The organism is Burkholderia sp. AU16741 (assembly GCF_002223345.1).
GTDB classification, from domain to species: Bacteria; Pseudomonadota; Gammaproteobacteria; order Burkholderiales; family Burkholderiaceae; genus Burkholderia; species Burkholderia sola.
Genome location: NZ_NKEZ01000004.1, coordinates 269,972 through 283,660, shown reverse-complemented (window position 1 = coordinate 283,660; position 13,689 = coordinate 269,972). Strand labels below are relative to the sequence as shown.

Below are 13,689 nucleotides of genomic sequence, written 5' to 3'. Positions count from 1 at the left end.
ACCCATGATCATTCACCCGAATTTCGACCCCGTTGCGATCCATCTCGGGCCGCTGGCCGTGCGCTGGTACGGCCTCATGTATCTCGTCGGCTTCATCGCGGCGATCGTCGTCGGTCGCATCCGCCTGAAGCTGCCGCACGTCGCCGCGCAGGGCTGGACCGCAAAGGACATCGACGACATGATGTTCTACGGCGTGCTCGGCACCGTGCTCGGCGGCCGGCTCGGCTACGTGCTGTTCTACAAGGCCGATTTCTACTTCTCGCATCCGCTCGACGTGTTCAAGGTGTGGGAAGGCGGCATGTCGTTTCACGGCGGCTTCCTCGGCGTGACGCTCGCGATGGTGCTGTTCGCGTGGCAGCGCAAGCGGCACTGGCTGCAGGTCACCGATTTCGTCGCGCCGATGGTGCCGACGGGGCTCGCGGCCGGGCGGCTCGGCAATTTCATCAACGGCGAGCTGTGGGGCCGCGTGACCGATCCGACGGCGCCGTGGGCGATGCTGTTCCCCGGCGCGATGCGCGACGACGCGGCATGGCTGCCGAAACATCCCGAGCTTGTCGAGAGGTGGCATCTCGCCGACGTGTTCATGCAATACCAGATGCTGCCGCGCCATCCTTCGCAGCTCTATGAAATCGCGCTCGAGGGGATCGCGCTGTTCTTCGTGCTGTTCCTGTTCGCGCGCAAGCCGCGGCCGATGGGCGCGATATCCGCGCTGTTCCTGATCGGTTATGGCCTCGCGCGTTTCACGGTCGAGTTCGCGCGCGAGCCCGACGACTTCCTCGGCCTGCTCGCGCTCGGCCTGTCGATGGGGCAGTGGCTGTCGCTGCCGATGATCGTCGCGGGTATCGCGCTGATGGTGTGGGCGTATCGCCGCCGCGCGGCGAATGCGAATGCGGCTGCTTGAAGTGGACGCATGAGGTGGCCGCATGAGGTGGCTGCATGACGCGGTATCGATGCACGCGCGACCGGCGTGCGCATCGGCTACCCGGATGCACATGAAAAACGCCGGCCCGAGGGCCGGCGTTTTGCGTTTCCGACAACGGCGCGATGCGCGTTACTTCATCTGCACGGAGCCGTTGACGGTGACCGACACGGTGGCCTTGCCGCCTTCGACCGCGATCGGCGCGCTCATCTTCGCGCTGTCCATCGGCGCCGCGGCCATCGCCATCATGCGCGGGTACGGCTGCACGTTGCGGCCGCTGCCGACGTTCACGTCGCGGATCGTGTAGCTGTTGTAGCCGAACGCCTTCGCGGCTTCGTCCGCGCGGGCGCGGAACGACTTGATCGCTTCGGTCGTGAGCTTCTGCTCGGCCGTGCGCTGGGCTTCCGGCGACAGCGAGAACTCGACGTTCGCGACTTGCATCAGGTTCGACAACTGGCCTGCCAGCTTCGATGCCGCGGCGAAATCGCGCGATTCGAGCGCGACTTCGGTGCGGCCGCGCCATGCGGAGATCTTGCCGTCGCGATCGGTGCTCGGATACACCGAGAACGCGCCCGTGTGCGCGGTGACGCCCGACACGCCCTTCGCCTGCGACAGCGCCGCATCCGCGCGCTGGTTCAACTGCGCGGTGAGACTGCCCGGGTCCTTGGCCTGCTGCTCGTAGAACAGCGTGATGTGGATGATGTCCTGCGGCACGTCGGCGCTGGCCTGCGACGAAAGCGACAGCACGCCGGCCGGCTCCGGAAAGTGCGGGTTCGCGGCCTGGGCGTGCGCGGCGGGCGACGCGAGCGTCAGCGCGACGGGAACGGCGGCGGCGAGGGCGAGCGACAGCGCGAGAGCGGATTTCTTGGTCATTGTTGGACTCCTTGTGCGAGGGCGCGCACGCGGATCACGCGTGCGCGACGCGGGCGTACCGCGCGACGAAAAAAACGACAGCCGGCCCGATCGGCCGACAGCGGTTGCTTAGGCCGCGCGAAAGCATCGCGAGTTCCGTGACGACCGTGCGTACTGACCAGATTTGACGTTTTGGCCGGTGCCTACTTCATCAACTTTTCGGTGATGAACCGCCATTCCGCGCGCGTGACGGGCGTGATCGACAGCCGGTTGCCGCGGGCGAGCACGCGCATGTCGGCGAGCTCGTCGTGCTCGCGCAGCGAGGCGAGCGGCACGAGCGGCGACTTCTTCACGAAGCGCACGTCGACGAGCAGCCAGCGTGGCGCTTCCTGTGTCGATTTCGGGTCGTAATAGGGGCTTTTCGGATCGAACTGCGTGGGATCGGGGTAGGGCGTGGACGACACTTCGGCGAGACCCGCGATGCCCGGTTCGGGGCAGCTCGAGTGATAGAACAGCACGCCGTCGCCGATCTTCATCGTGTCGCGCATGAAATTGCGCGCCTGATAGTTGCGCACGCCGGTCCACGGCAGCGAACGCTGCGGTGCGTTGGCGAGATCGTCGATGCTTGCTTCGTCCGGTTCGGACTTCATCAGCCAGTATTGCATGGTCGTGATCGACGCAAAAAGAGGCTGCTACAAAAGAAAACGGCACCGGGAGTTGCCCGATGCCGTTGGATAGGCCCCCGCCTTGGCCGCTAGGCCGGCATCCTGAACCTGAGGTTCAGAATTGGTCGCAGTTAGCAGCACTTCGGGTACATCAGACAGAGTGACGCGCGCGCCCGTGCTACAAATTTCCGCAACCGTGCACATGGCATTGGTTCAAGGAATATATGACCTTGGCGAACCAGGCAGGGAAGCTGACTGAACTGTGTTTCGATGCGCCAATTTGACCACCGTTGACCGTCGAGATCAAGCGGAATCGACGCATCGTTTGAAACGTTACTGCGTCTCGTGCTGTGCGAGCACCGCGCCGAGTTGTTCGTTCATCTGGTGCATTGTACGACGGATTTCTTCCGCCGGAAATGCTTCACCGTGCCGCACGCTCGTTTGCAACCGCAGCAATTCCGACGCGAGCGACAGTGCCGCCATCACCGCGATGCGATCGGTGCCGCGCACCGAGCTGTTCGAGCGGATTTTCGACATTTCGGCATCGACGCGCGCGACCGCTTCGAGCAGCGCCGCTTCGGTCTCGGCCGAACAGGCGAGCCGATAGGCCTGACCGAGAATCGAGACTTCGATCTGCTTGGTGCTCATGCATGTTCTCCGTGGCTGGCCGCATCATCGCCATCCGTGCGCGCTTGCGCATCGAGCAGGTCGAGCTGGTTGTCGGCTTGCTCCGCGCTCTTCGAGCGCGGCAGCTTTTCGAGAATCGCGTTCAGTTTTACCTGGGCGTCGTCGATCTTCGCCGACAACGTGTCGCGCTCGGCCGCGAGCGCATTGCGTTCGTCGCGCAGCTGCGCGAGTTCCGCGCGGACCGTGTCCGCTTCCGCGCGCAATTGCGCGACCTGCTCCTCGAGCGCGAGCCGTTCCGAGTGATAGCGCTTGTTCAGCGAAATCAGACGGCCAATATTTTGAGACAGGGTTTCGAGTTCGTTGAGCATTTGCTGCGTCCTCTAAAGACCCAGCATTTTAGCGCGGAATACCGCCCAATCCGACATCTGTAACGTTTCCAGTCGTAACACCCCTGCTTCTTGCCGCGAATCGGCGCTTCCCGCGCGAGTCCGGATGCTTCCTTGACGCTCGCGCGACCGGCTCCTAAACTGGCGCCGCCTCGGTGCTCGCGCAGGACGCGCGGTTAAACGGGAAGCAGGGTGCGGGCTCGAGGAGCACGCCAACCTGCGCTGCCCCCGCAACGGTAAGCGGCCGCGTCGCGTGACGCAGGCCGGCTCGGGCGCGTTTCGCGTGCAGGTCGCACGCGGGCGCGGGCCACTGCGCATCATTGCGCGGGAAGGCGAGCCGGACCGCCGCCAGCCCGGATACCGGCCGAGACGGGGAGCCCGCACGGGCTCCATGACGCGCGGCCTGCGGGGAAGCGGGGCGCGCAATGTTCACGGAACGTTCTTCGATGCCGACCCCAATCGTCCGCCACGCGCCCATGTCGCGCGCGGCCGGCTACCGCCAGCGGATGCGCCGCGCGTCGTGCGTGCGGCCGTGCGCGGCATGAACGCCGCGCGCGCCGGCGTCATCTGGGCCGCGCTGGGCGCCGTGGTCGCGCTGCTGTTCGTCGCGTCGCTGTCGATCGGCAGCGTGCCGATGTCGCCGTGGCAAGCACTCGCATCGCTCGTGCCGCACGGCGGCGACACCCTGTTCGCCGATATCGTGCGCACGCTGCGCCTGCCGCGCGCGCTCGCGGGTTTCGCGTGCGGCGCGCTGCTCGCGCTGGCCGGCGCGTTGTTGCAGGTGCTGCTGCGCAATCCGCTCGCGGAGCCGTACGTGCTGGGCGTGTCGGGCGGTGCGGCCGGTTTCGCGCTCGTCGCGATGATCGCGGGCGGCGCGTGGTGGCTCGTCGACGCATCCGCGTTCGCCGGTTCGCTCGTATCGGTCGCGCTGGTGCTCGGTCTCGCGAGGCGGGAGCTGTGGCGCGGCGAATCGCGCGACGCGTCGCCGCGGCTGCTGCTCACGGGCGTCGTGATCGCGGCGGGGTGGGGCGCGCTCGTCACGCTGTTGCTGTCGCTCGCGCCCGACGCGCGGTTGCGCGGCATCATCTTCTGGCTGACGGGCGACCTGAACGGCGCGACGGCGCCGTGGTTCGCGTGGGGCGCGCTGCTGCTGAGCGCAGGCGTCGCGTTGCCGGCCGCGCCGCAACTGAACGTGCTGCTGCGCGGCGACGCGAGCGCGCTCGCGCTCGGCGTGCCGGTCGCGCGCCTGCGCGTGCGGATCTATCTCGTCGCGTCGCTGGCCGCCGCGGCCGCGGTCACGACGGCCGGGACGATCGGTTTCGTCGGCCTCGTCGTGCCGCATGCGTTGCGGCTCGCGTTCGGCAACGACCAGCGGATGCTGCTGCCGGCCGCGATGCTCGCGGGCGGCGGCGGCGTGATGGCGGCCGACCTGCTCGCGCGCACCGCGATCGCGCCCGCGCAATTGCCGGTCGGCGTCATGACCGCGTTGATCGGCGTGCCGACGTTCCTGTGGATGCTGCTGAGGAGGCCGATGCGATGACGGGCGCCGCAGTACGGAATGCCGCCGCCGGCGACATGCGCTACATGGCCGTCGACCTGACGCTCAAGGCCGGCGCGCGCACGCTGCTCGACCACTTCACGCAGGTGTTCCGCCCCGGCGAGATCTGGTGCGTCGCCGGGCCGAACGGCGCGGGCAAGACGACGCTGCTCGCGACGCTCGCGGGACTGCAGCCGCCCGCCGCGGGACACGTCGAGATCGACGGCCGGCCGCTTGCCGCGTGGCGCCCCGAACACCTCGCGCAGCGCCGCGCACTGATGCCGCAGCAATTGCACGATGCGTTCAGCGCGACCGTGTTCGACACGGTGCTGCTCAGCCGCTTTCCGTATCTCGGCGGCTGGGGGTGGGAGCGCGACGGCGACCGCGCGGCCGCGCGCGATGCGCTCGCGACGTTCGACCTGAGCCTGCTCGCGTCGCGCGACGTGATGTCGCTGTCGGGCGGCGAGCGGCAGCGGGTCGCGCTGGCCGCGACGCTGTGCCAGGATGCGCCGTTGATGCTGCTCGACGAACCGCTCGCGCATCTCGACCTGCATCACCAGATCGACTGCCTGACGGCGCTGGCCGCCTGGCTCGCGGCAGGCCCGCGCACGGTGATGTTTTCGTGTCACGACCTGAATCTCGCACGGCGTTTCACGACGCATGCGCTGTTGCTCGACGGCCGCGGCCGTGCGTGGGCCGGCCTCGTGCACGACGTGCTGACGCCGGAGCGCGCGAGCGACGCGTTCGGCTATCCGCTCGTGCTGATCCGCGAGAACGGCCGCGATGCGCTGCTGCCGGCGTGGCCCGCGCGACAATGATCTTTCCCGTTCCGAATTTTCCGATGCGCGGCGCACGCCGCCCCCACCACACGGCTTCCCGATGACCATTTCGACCCAATTCCCGCCCGCGATCGCGCCGCTCGACGACGCGCTGCGCACGCGCCTGCAGCACGTGATCGACCACAAGACCAAGCCGCCCGGCAGCCTCGGCCAGCTCGAGGCGCTCGCGCTGCAGATCGGCCTGATCCAGCGCACCGAGCGGCCGGGCGTGCAGCGTCCCGTGACGATCGTGTTCGCGGGCGATCACGGGATCGCGGCCGAGGGCGTCAGCCCTTATCCGCAGGCGGTGACGGCGCAGATGGTCGCGAACTTCCTCGCCGGCGGCGCGGCGATCAACGCGTTTTCGGGCGTCGCGCAGAGCACGCTCGAGATCGTCGATGCGGGCGTCGCGTCGCCGCTGCCGCTGTCGGACCGGCTGGTGTCGCTGCCGGTCGCGCGCGGCACGCGCAACTTCGCGGCGGAACCGGCGATGACGCGTGAAGAAGCGATGACGGCGCTGGCCGCGGGCGCGGCGCGCGTCCGCCTGCACGCGTCGCTCGGCACGAACGTGATCGGCTTCGGCGAGATGGGGATCGCGAACACGTCGTCGGCCGCGTGCCTGATGAGCCGGTTGCTCGACGTACCGATCGACGCATGCGTCGGCCGCGGCACGGGCCTCGACGATCAGGGCCTCGCGCACAAGCGCGCGGTGCTCGGCCGCGCGCTCGCCAAGCACTCGCACGCGATCGCGCCGCTCGACGTGCTCGCGACGTTCGGCGGCTTCGAGATCGCGATGATGACGGGCGCGTACCTCGCGGCCGCGAGCGAGCGGATGACGATCCTCGTCGACGGCTTCATCGCGACCGCCGCGCTGCTCGTCGCCGAGCGCCTCGCGCCCGGCGTGCGCGACTATTGCGTGTTCTCGCATACGTCGCACGAGGCCGGCCACCGGCGCATGCTCGAGCATTTCGGCGCGAAACCGCTGCTCGCGCTCGACCTGCGGCTCGGCGAAGGCACGGGCGCCGCGCTCGCGCTGCCGCTGGTGCGCGCGGCGGCCGCGTTCCTCAGCGAGATGGCGAGCTTCGAATCCGCCGGCGTCGACGATCGTGACGCCTGAGCGCGCGCGCGGCATGCGGGCCGAACTGCACTACTTCTTCGTCGCGCTCGGCTATTTCACGCGCGTGCCCGTGCCGCGCGCGATCGGCTACGCGGCCGGCGACCTCGACCAGGCCGCGCGCTATTTTCCGCTCGTCGGCGCGTGCGTCGGCGCATGGGGAGCGCTCGTCTATCTCGTCGCGCTGCGCGCGCTGCCGCCATCGATCGCGGTGGGGCTGTCGATGGCTGCGACGCTGCTCGCGACCGGCGCGTTCCACGAAGACGGCCTTGCCGACAGTTGCGATGCGTTCGGCGGCGGCTACACGCGCGACGACGTGCTGCGCATCATGCACGATTCGCGGATCGGCACGTTCGGCGCGGTCGCGCTCGTCGTCGCGCTCGGCTTGAAATGGCAGGCGCTGGCGTCGATGCTGCCGCTGCGCGCCGCATGGACGATGATCGCCGCGCACGCGGCGAGCCGTGCGATGGCGGTGAGCCTGCTGACGACGCTCGACTACGTGCGGCCCGAAGGCAAGGCGAAGCCGGTCGCGCAACGGATGGGCGCACGCGCGGCGGGCGTCGCGGCGGTGTTCGGACTGCCGTGGCTGTTCTGGCCGGATTGGCGCATGGGCGTTGCCGCATGCGTGGCGCTCGTGCTCGTGCGCGCATGCCTGGCGCGCTATTTCGTGAAGCGGATCGGCGGTTATACGGGCGACTGTCTCGGCTTCGCGCAGCAACTGGGCGAACTGGCGATCTATCTGGTGGTGCTCGGATGGACGTCGTCCTGATCCGTCATCCGGCCGTCGGCATCGAGCCGGGCGTCTGCTACGGGCGCAGCGACGTGCCGCTAGCCGAATCGGCCGATCGCAGTGCGCAGGCCGTGCGTGCGCATTTGGCGGACTTGGATGCGCCGTTGCCCGAACGGGTGTGGACGAGCCCGCTGACGCGCTGCGCGTCGGTTGCCGAACGGCTCGCGCGGGCGTTCGACGTACCGCTGCTGCGCGATGACGACTGGCAGGAAATGGATTTCGGCGCGTGGGAAATGCAGCGCTGGGACGATATCGACCGCGCGGCGCTCGATGCGTGGGCGGCCGACCTGATGCATGCGTGCGCGCACGGCGGAGAAAGCGTCGAGCGCTTCGTCGCGCGGGTGGCGCGGCGGGCCGATGCGGTTGTGAAGCTCGACGGGCCGCAATGGATCGTCACGCATGCGGGTGTGATCCGCGCATTCGCGTCGCATGTGTTGCGCGTGCCGCTCGACACGTTGCTGTCGCGGCCGGTGCTGACGGGTGGGGTGGTGTGGCTGCGCAGCGAGGACGCCGCGCGAACGTGGGAAGTCGTGCATTGGGACGCATAGGCGCACTTGCGTCTGCATGTGAACGACGCGGCGCACGGAGCCGAGCACCGGACGCATTCGGTATGAGTGCGCGATGAACGCGACGGCCGCCGGAAATCAGTGCGCCGGCCGTCGCGCACGGGCGGCATCCAGATCCTCGCATAGCGCGGCCGCGCCTTGCGCGATCCGCGGCGACGGCCGCGTCAGCAGATCGCCATCGATCGCGAACAGGTTGTTGCGCGCCACGGCCGTCAGCGCGGGCCACGCGCGCCAGCGCGCGAGGCTCGGCAGCGGTTCGTTCGAACGGGTCGCGCCGGCACTCGTCGTCACGATCGCCTCCGGATTGGCCGCGAGCACCGCCTCGTCGGTCACGGTCGGCGCGAGCGGCTTGAGCGACGCGAACACGTTGCGGCCGCCGCAGAGTTCGAACACTTCGTTGATCAGGTGCGTGCCGTTGAGCGTCGTCAGCGGGCGATCCCACACCTGGAAGAACATCGTGACGGGCGGGCGAGCCGCGTAGCGTGCGCGCAGTGTCGCGATGTCACGCGTAAAGGCGGCCGCGGCAGCGTCGGCGGCCGGTTGCGTGCCCAGCAGCGTGCCGAGCCGGCGCAACGACGACGACACGTCGTCGAGATGCTTCGGCTCGCTGAAGAACAGCGGGATGTGCAGTGCGCGCAGCGCATCGGTCTGCCGCTCGGCGTTGCCGTGCCGCCACACGACGATCAGGTCGGGCTTCAGCGCGGCGATGCGTTCGAGATCGAGCGCCTTGTTGTCGCCGACGCGCGGCACCGCTTGCGCGGCGGGCGGATAGTCGCTGTACGTGACGGTGCCGACGAGCTTCGCGCCGCCGCCGGCCGCGTAGACGAGCTCGGTCGCGTGCGGCGCGAGGCTGATCACGCGCTGCGCGGGCGCGGGCAGCGTGACGGTATGGCCGGCGTCGTCGCGTGTCGTGACGTCGGCGTGGACGAGCGGTGCGTGAGCGAGCGCGGCCAGCAGCGAGACCGGTGCGAATCGGCGGAACAGGCGTGCACTCATGCGGAGGCCCGCGGCAGCAATGGCACGCAATGCGCAAGCGCATCACCGAGGCGCCGCCATTCGGCTTCGCTGCCGGGCAGGCCGATGCGCACGCTCGACGGCGTCGGGAAGTACCGCGTCCAGACCCCGCGTGCCGCGAGCGCCGCATGCAGCGCCGCGGCGCGCGGATCGTCGGTCCAACTGAACAGCGGCGTCGCGCGCACCGCGAAGCCGTGCATACGCAGCAGCGCGGCCAGCCGCTCGCGGTCGGCCGCGAGCCGTTCGCGCGCGGCGGCCTGCCACGCACGGTCGGCGAACGCCGCGGCGACCGCGTGGCGCGCGGGGCCGCTGACCGTCCATGCGCCGAGCCTGTCGCGCAGCGCGGCGATCAGCGCGGGATGCGCGAGCACGAAGCCCGCGCGAATGCCGGCGAGCCCGAAGAACTTGCCGACCGAGCGCAGCACGACGAGCCCCGCGCGATCGACCTGCGGCGCGAGCGACGGCGTCGCGCCCGTATCGGCGAACGCTTCGTCGACGATCATCGTGCCGCCGCGTGCCGCCAGTTGCGCGTGCCAGCCGAGCAGGCGTTCGGTCGGCAGGAACTCGGCGGTCGGATTATTCGGATTTCCGACGATGACGTGGCGCAGCGTCGCGGGCAGCGTATTCGCGCGGATGTCGAGCGCGACGACGCGATGGCCGTGGCGCGCGAACGCGGGCGCGTATTCCCCGTATGCGAGCGGTGCGACGCCGGCGTCGCCGGCCGGCAGCAACGCCGGCAACGCGCGGATCGCGGCCTGGCTGCCGGCGACCGGCAGCACGTGCGCGGCGTCGGGCGCGCGGTAATACTGCGCGGCGCAGGCCGCGAGGCCGTCGCCGTCGTCGGGCAACCGGCGCCAGGCGTCGGCCGGCACGGGCGGAACCGGGTAGCCGACCGGATTGATGCCGGTCGACAGGTCGAGCCATGCGTCATACGGAATGCCGTGGCGGCGGGCGGCCTCATGCAGGTTGCCGCCGTGCGCGATGGATGAATCAGACATGATGGGTGGCCATGGCGAGTGCGCCGCTCGCGATCAGCAGCGCGAGCCACAGCGCGAGCGTGCGCGTGACGAGCGACAGCGCGGCGACGATGTGAAGGGCGGTGGCCGGGGCGCCGATGCCGAGCACCGGCCGATCCTCGATCTCGCCGTGATAGACGGCCGGGCCGCCGAGCTGCACGTTCAGGCTGCCGGCGCCCGCGGCCATCACGGGGCCTGCGTTCGGGCTGTCCCAGTGGCGCGCCTGCGTGCGCCAGCAGCGCCACGCGGCGGCCGTGTCGCCGAGCAGCGCGTAGCTCGCGGCGGTGAGGCGCGCGGGCACCCAGTTCAGCGCGTCGTCGATGCGCGCGGCGGCCCAGCCGAAGGTCAGGAAGCGCGGCGTGCGATAGCCCCACATCGCGTCGAGCGTATTCGCGAGCCGGAACAGCAACGCGCCGGGGCCGCCCGCGACGATGAACCAGAAGAGCGCGCCGAAGATCGCGTCGTTGCCGTTTTCGAGCGCCGATTCGACGGCCGCGCGCGACAGCGCGCCTTCGTCCGCGTGGCTCGTGTCGCGCGACACGATGCGCGCGGTCAGCGTGCGCGCCGCGTCGAGGTCGCGCCGCAGCAGCGCGGCGGCGATCGGCGCGACGTGGTCGGCGAGGCTCTTCGCGCCGAGCGCGAACCACAGCAGCGCGACGTGCAGCGCCGCCGCGAACGGCCACGGCAGCACGGCGACGAGGCATGCCGCGATGGCCACCGGCGGCACGACCGCCGCGAGCCACGCGGCGACGCCGTTCACGCGACCGCGCCGGCCGGTGTTCATTGCGGCTTCGATGCGCGCGGCGAAGCGGCCGAACGCGACGAGCGGATGCCAGCCGGCCGGCTCGCCGATGGCGCGGTCGACGATCGCGGCCGCGACCGCGAGCATCGCGACGACGGGCAGCGACAGCATCAGCATGACGGCGCGCCCGCCTTGAGGTCGAGCGGCAGCCCGGCAACCAGCAGCGTGACGCGTGTCGCGAGCGCGGCGACGCGCTGGTTCAGGCGGCCGAGCTCGTCGACGTAGCGGCGCGTGACCGACCCGAGCGGCACGACGCCGAGCCCGATTTCGTTGCTGACGACGATCACCTTCGCACGCGCGCCGCGCAGCGCATGCTCGAGCCGCTCGACGTGCGTCGCGTATTGTGCGTCGTCGAGCGGCGCGCCGTCGGCCGGGCACAGCAGGTTCGTGAGCCACAGCGTCAGGCAGTCGACGAGCAGGCACGCGTGCGGATCGTCGAGGCGCGCGAGCGTGCCCGCGAGATCGACGGGTGCGTCGGCGAACCCCCAGTCGGCCGGCCGGCGCGCGCGGTGATGCGCGATGCGCTGCGCGAATTCGGCATCGGCGGCGGTCGCGGTCGCGATATAGGTGACGGGGCGGCCGCTGTCGGCGGCGAGCCGCTCGGCATGCGCGCTCTTGCCCGAGCGCGCGCCGCCGAGGACGAAGGTGAGGTCGTGCGGAATCATCGCGTGATTGTAACGGCGCGGGCGACCCGGCGCGGGCGATAATGCCGCCTTTGCCTCGCGACACCTTTCACACGATGAATGCACCCGAGCCGCGGCCGCGCGGCACGCTGATGATCCAGGGCACGACGTCCGACGCGGGCAAGAGCACGCTCGTCGCGGGCCTGTGCCGCCTCGCGCGCCGCGGCGGCGCGCGCGTCGCGCCGTTCAAGCCGCAGAACATGGCGCTCAACAGCGCGGTGACGGTCGACGGCGGCGAGATCGGCCGCGCGCAGGCGTTGCAGGCGCTGGCCGCCGGCGTCGCGCCGCATACGGATTTCAATCCGGTGCTGCTGAAGCCGACGAGCGACCGCGGCGCGCAGGTGATCATTCACGGCAAGGCGCGCATGAACCTCGACGCGCGGGCGTATCACGACTACAAGCCGGTCGCGTTCGATGCGGTGCTCGAGTCGTATGCGCGCCTGCGCGCCGGTTACGACACGGTGATCGTCGAAGGCGCCGGCAGCCCGGCCGAGATCAACCTGCGCGACGGCGACATCGCGAACATGGGCTTTGCCGAGCGCGTCGACTGCCCGGTCGTGCTCGTCGCCGACATCGATCGCGGCGGCGTGTTCGCGCATCTGGTCGGCACGCTCGCCTGCCTGTCGGACAGCGAGCGCGCGCGCGTGCGCGGCTTCGTGATCAACCGCTTCCGCGGCGATCTCAAGCTGCTCGAACCGGGGCTCGACTGGCTGCGCGCGCGGACGGGCAAGCCGGTGTTCGGCGTGCTGCCGTATCTGCACGGGCTGCTGCTCGACGCCGAGGACATGCTGCCCGCACAGGCGCGCAGCGCCGCCGCCCGCGGCGATGCCGGCGTGTTGCGCGTCGTCGTGCCCGCGCTGCCGCGCATCAGCAACCACACCGATTTCGATCCGCTGCGCGCGCATCCGCAGGTCGAATTCACGTACTGGAAGAGCGGCCCCGTGCCCGACGCCGACCTGCTGATCCTGCCCGGTTCGAAGAGCGTGCAGCGCGACCTCGCGTGGCTGCGCGACGCCGGCTGGGACGCGCTGATCCGGCGCCATCTGCGCTACGGCGGCAAGGTGATCGGCATCTGCGGCGGCATGCAGATGCTCGGGCGCACGCTCGACGATCCGCTCGGCCTCGAAGGCGCGCCCGGCAGCGTGCCGGGGCTCGGGCTGCTCGATTTCGACACGACGCTGCAGCCCGACAAGACGCTGAAGAACGTGACCGGGCAACTCGCGCTGCCGGGCGCGGCGGCCGTGCGCGGCTACGAGATCCACATGGGCGACACACGCGGGCCGGCGCTCGCGACGCCCGCGCTGACGCTGGCCGCCGATGCCGCGCGGGACGGCGTGCGTCCCGACGGCGCGAGGTCGGCCGATGACCAGATCCTCGCGACCTACGTGCACGGGTTGTTCGACGCGCCCGACGCTTGCGCGGCGCTGCTCGCGTGGGCCGGGCTCGACGGCGCGGCCCGCATCGACTACCCGGCGCTGCGCGAGGCGTCGCTCGAGCAGCTGGCCGACACGTTCGCCGAGCACCTCGACCTCGACGCGCTGTACGCCGAGTTTCGTTGAGGCCGCGTCGGTCGGCCCTCGCTTTTTCTGCCCGATCGCATACAACCGAGGAGGGCGGAAGTCCGCCCGAAGGAGGGCTCGATGGTGGTGGGGACGTCCTGCTCGCGGTGTTACTGGGCGCATCGGCGGCCGCGCATGCGTGCGATTCGTATGCGCCGGGCGGCGGCCAGTCCGGCGGCGACGCCACGCAAGGCAAGAGCGGTCACTGAGCCGGACGCAGGGCATGATGGGTCATGCCCTTTTTTGCGTCTATTAATTCCAAAGGAGAATCAATTTAAGCGGGCTGGCGCGTTTATCGGCCGAATCGATTCGAATAGAGTGCGATCCATTCCCCTCCACTC

Annotated in this window: 15 protein-coding genes, 1 other RNA gene and 1 riboswitch; of the genes, 7 read left to right on the top strand and 9 right to left on the bottom strand. The window is 70.2% G+C overall.

From position 1 onward, the window contains the following. The first annotated feature begins 4 nt into the window (after positions 1-4). Positions 5-901: a prolipoprotein diacylglyceryl transferase gene (gene lgt / locus CFB89_RS12770; RefSeq protein ID WP_089468197.1), complete on the top strand. Its 897-nt coding sequence runs from the start codon at positions 5-7 to the stop codon at positions 899-901. A gap of 150 nt (positions 902-1,051) precedes the next feature. Here lgt and CFB89_RS12765 read toward each other — a convergent pair whose 3' ends face one another. The 5 genes from CFB89_RS12765 to CFB89_RS12745 all read right to left on the bottom strand — a co-directional run bounded on the left by CFB89_RS12765 (position 1,052) and on the right by CFB89_RS12745 (position 3,431). Beyond that, positions 1,052-1,792, bottom strand: coding sequence for an SIMPL domain-containing protein (locus CFB89_RS12765; protein ID WP_089468196.1), 741 nt, complete (start codon positions 1,790-1,792; stop codon positions 1,052-1,054). Positions 1,793-1,974: 182 nt separating this feature from the next. Then, the gene (locus CFB89_RS12760; protein ID WP_089468195.1) at positions 1,975-2,436 is read right to left on the bottom strand and encodes an EVE domain-containing protein; all 462 of its coding nucleotides are present in this window, start codon (positions 2,434-2,436) and stop codon (positions 1,975-1,977) included. A 70-nt stretch (positions 2,437-2,506) separates the two neighbouring features. Beyond that, positions 2,507-2,688: non-coding RNA, 6S RNA (gene ssrS / locus CFB89_RS12755), on the bottom strand. Positions 2,689-2,769: 81 nt separating this feature from the next. After that, positions 2,770-3,084 carry a cell division protein ZapA gene (locus CFB89_RS12750; protein WP_011352906.1) on the bottom strand — a complete coding sequence of 105 codons (315 nt, stop codon included), beginning with the start codon at positions 3,082-3,084 and terminating at the stop codon, positions 2,770-2,772. Further along, positions 3,081-3,431 carry an ATPase gene (locus CFB89_RS12745; protein WP_006478092.1) on the bottom strand — a complete coding sequence of 117 codons (351 nt, stop codon included), beginning with the start codon at positions 3,429-3,431 and terminating at the stop codon, positions 3,081-3,083. Before CFB89_RS12745 ends, CFB89_RS12750 begins: the two co-directional genes overlap by 4 nt. Positions 3,432-3,585: 154 nt before the next feature. Next, a riboswitch (cobalamin riboswitch) is annotated at positions 3,586-3,833 on the top strand. Positions 3,834-3,990: 157 nt separating this feature from the next. Between CFB89_RS12745 and CFB89_RS12740 the strand changes: the two genes are divergently transcribed. The 5 genes from CFB89_RS12740 (at position 3,991) to cobC (ending at position 8,256) form a co-directional block, all read left to right on the top strand. Further along, positions 3,991-4,989 (top strand): iron ABC transporter permease, encoded by a 999-nt coding sequence (locus CFB89_RS12740; protein ID WP_089468273.1) that lies wholly within the window; start codon positions 3,991-3,993, stop codon positions 4,987-4,989. Then, on the top strand, positions 4,986-5,804 hold the full coding sequence (locus CFB89_RS12735) for an ABC transporter ATP-binding protein (protein ID WP_089468194.1): 819 nt from the start codon (positions 4,986-4,988) through the stop codon (positions 5,802-5,804). Before CFB89_RS12740 ends, CFB89_RS12735 begins: the two co-directional genes overlap by 4 nt. 61 nt (positions 5,805-5,865) lie before the next feature. After that, complete coding sequence (gene cobT / locus CFB89_RS12730; RefSeq protein WP_089468193.1) at positions 5,866-6,921, top strand: nicotinate-nucleotide--dimethylbenzimidazole phosphoribosyltransferase; 1,056 nt, start codon at positions 5,866-5,868, stop codon at positions 6,919-6,921. Between the two features lie 13 nt (positions 6,922-6,934). Continuing rightward, on the top strand, positions 6,935-7,687 hold the full coding sequence (locus tag CFB89_RS12725) for an adenosylcobinamide-GDP ribazoletransferase (RefSeq protein WP_089468272.1): 753 nt from the start codon (positions 6,935-6,937) through the stop codon (positions 7,685-7,687). After that, complete coding sequence (gene cobC, locus CFB89_RS12720; protein ID WP_089468192.1) at positions 7,672-8,256, top strand: alpha-ribazole phosphatase; 585 nt, start codon at positions 7,672-7,674, stop codon at positions 8,254-8,256. Before CFB89_RS12725 ends, cobC begins: the two co-directional genes overlap by 16 nt. Positions 8,257-8,352: 96 nt before the next feature. Here the strand turns inward: cobC and CFB89_RS12715 are convergent, their stop codons facing one another. Genes CFB89_RS12715 through cobU form a run of 4 tightly spaced genes read right to left on the bottom strand, consistent with a single transcriptional unit; the run spans position 8,353 to position 11,771 of the window. After that, positions 8,353-9,270 carry a cobalamin-binding protein gene (locus CFB89_RS12715; protein ID WP_089468191.1) on the bottom strand — a complete coding sequence of 306 codons (918 nt, stop codon included), beginning with the start codon at positions 9,268-9,270 and terminating at the stop codon, positions 8,353-8,355. Further along, on the bottom strand, positions 9,267-10,286 hold the full coding sequence (gene cobD / locus CFB89_RS12710) for a threonine-phosphate decarboxylase CobD (RefSeq protein ID WP_089468190.1): 1,020 nt from the start codon (positions 10,284-10,286) through the stop codon (positions 9,267-9,269). Before cobD ends, CFB89_RS12715 begins: the two co-directional genes overlap by 4 nt. After that, entirely contained in the window at positions 10,279-11,223 is a 945-nt protein-coding gene (gene cbiB, locus CFB89_RS12705) for an adenosylcobinamide-phosphate synthase CbiB (RefSeq protein WP_089468189.1), read from the bottom strand. Before cbiB ends, cobD begins: the two co-directional genes overlap by 8 nt. Then, the gene (gene cobU / locus CFB89_RS12700; RefSeq protein ID WP_089468188.1) at positions 11,217-11,771 is read right to left on the bottom strand and encodes a bifunctional adenosylcobinamide kinase/adenosylcobinamide-phosphate guanylyltransferase; all 555 of its coding nucleotides are present in this window, start codon (positions 11,769-11,771) and stop codon (positions 11,217-11,219) included. The genes cbiB and cobU overlap by 7 nt, the downstream gene beginning before the upstream one ends. 74 nt (positions 11,772-11,845) lie before the next feature. Between cobU and CFB89_RS12695 the strand changes: the two genes are divergently transcribed. Next, positions 11,846-13,348: a cobyric acid synthase gene (locus CFB89_RS12695; RefSeq protein WP_089468187.1), complete on the top strand. Its 1,503-nt coding sequence runs from the start codon at positions 11,846-11,848 to the stop codon at positions 13,346-13,348. Positions 13,349-13,689: the final 341 nt, after the last annotated feature.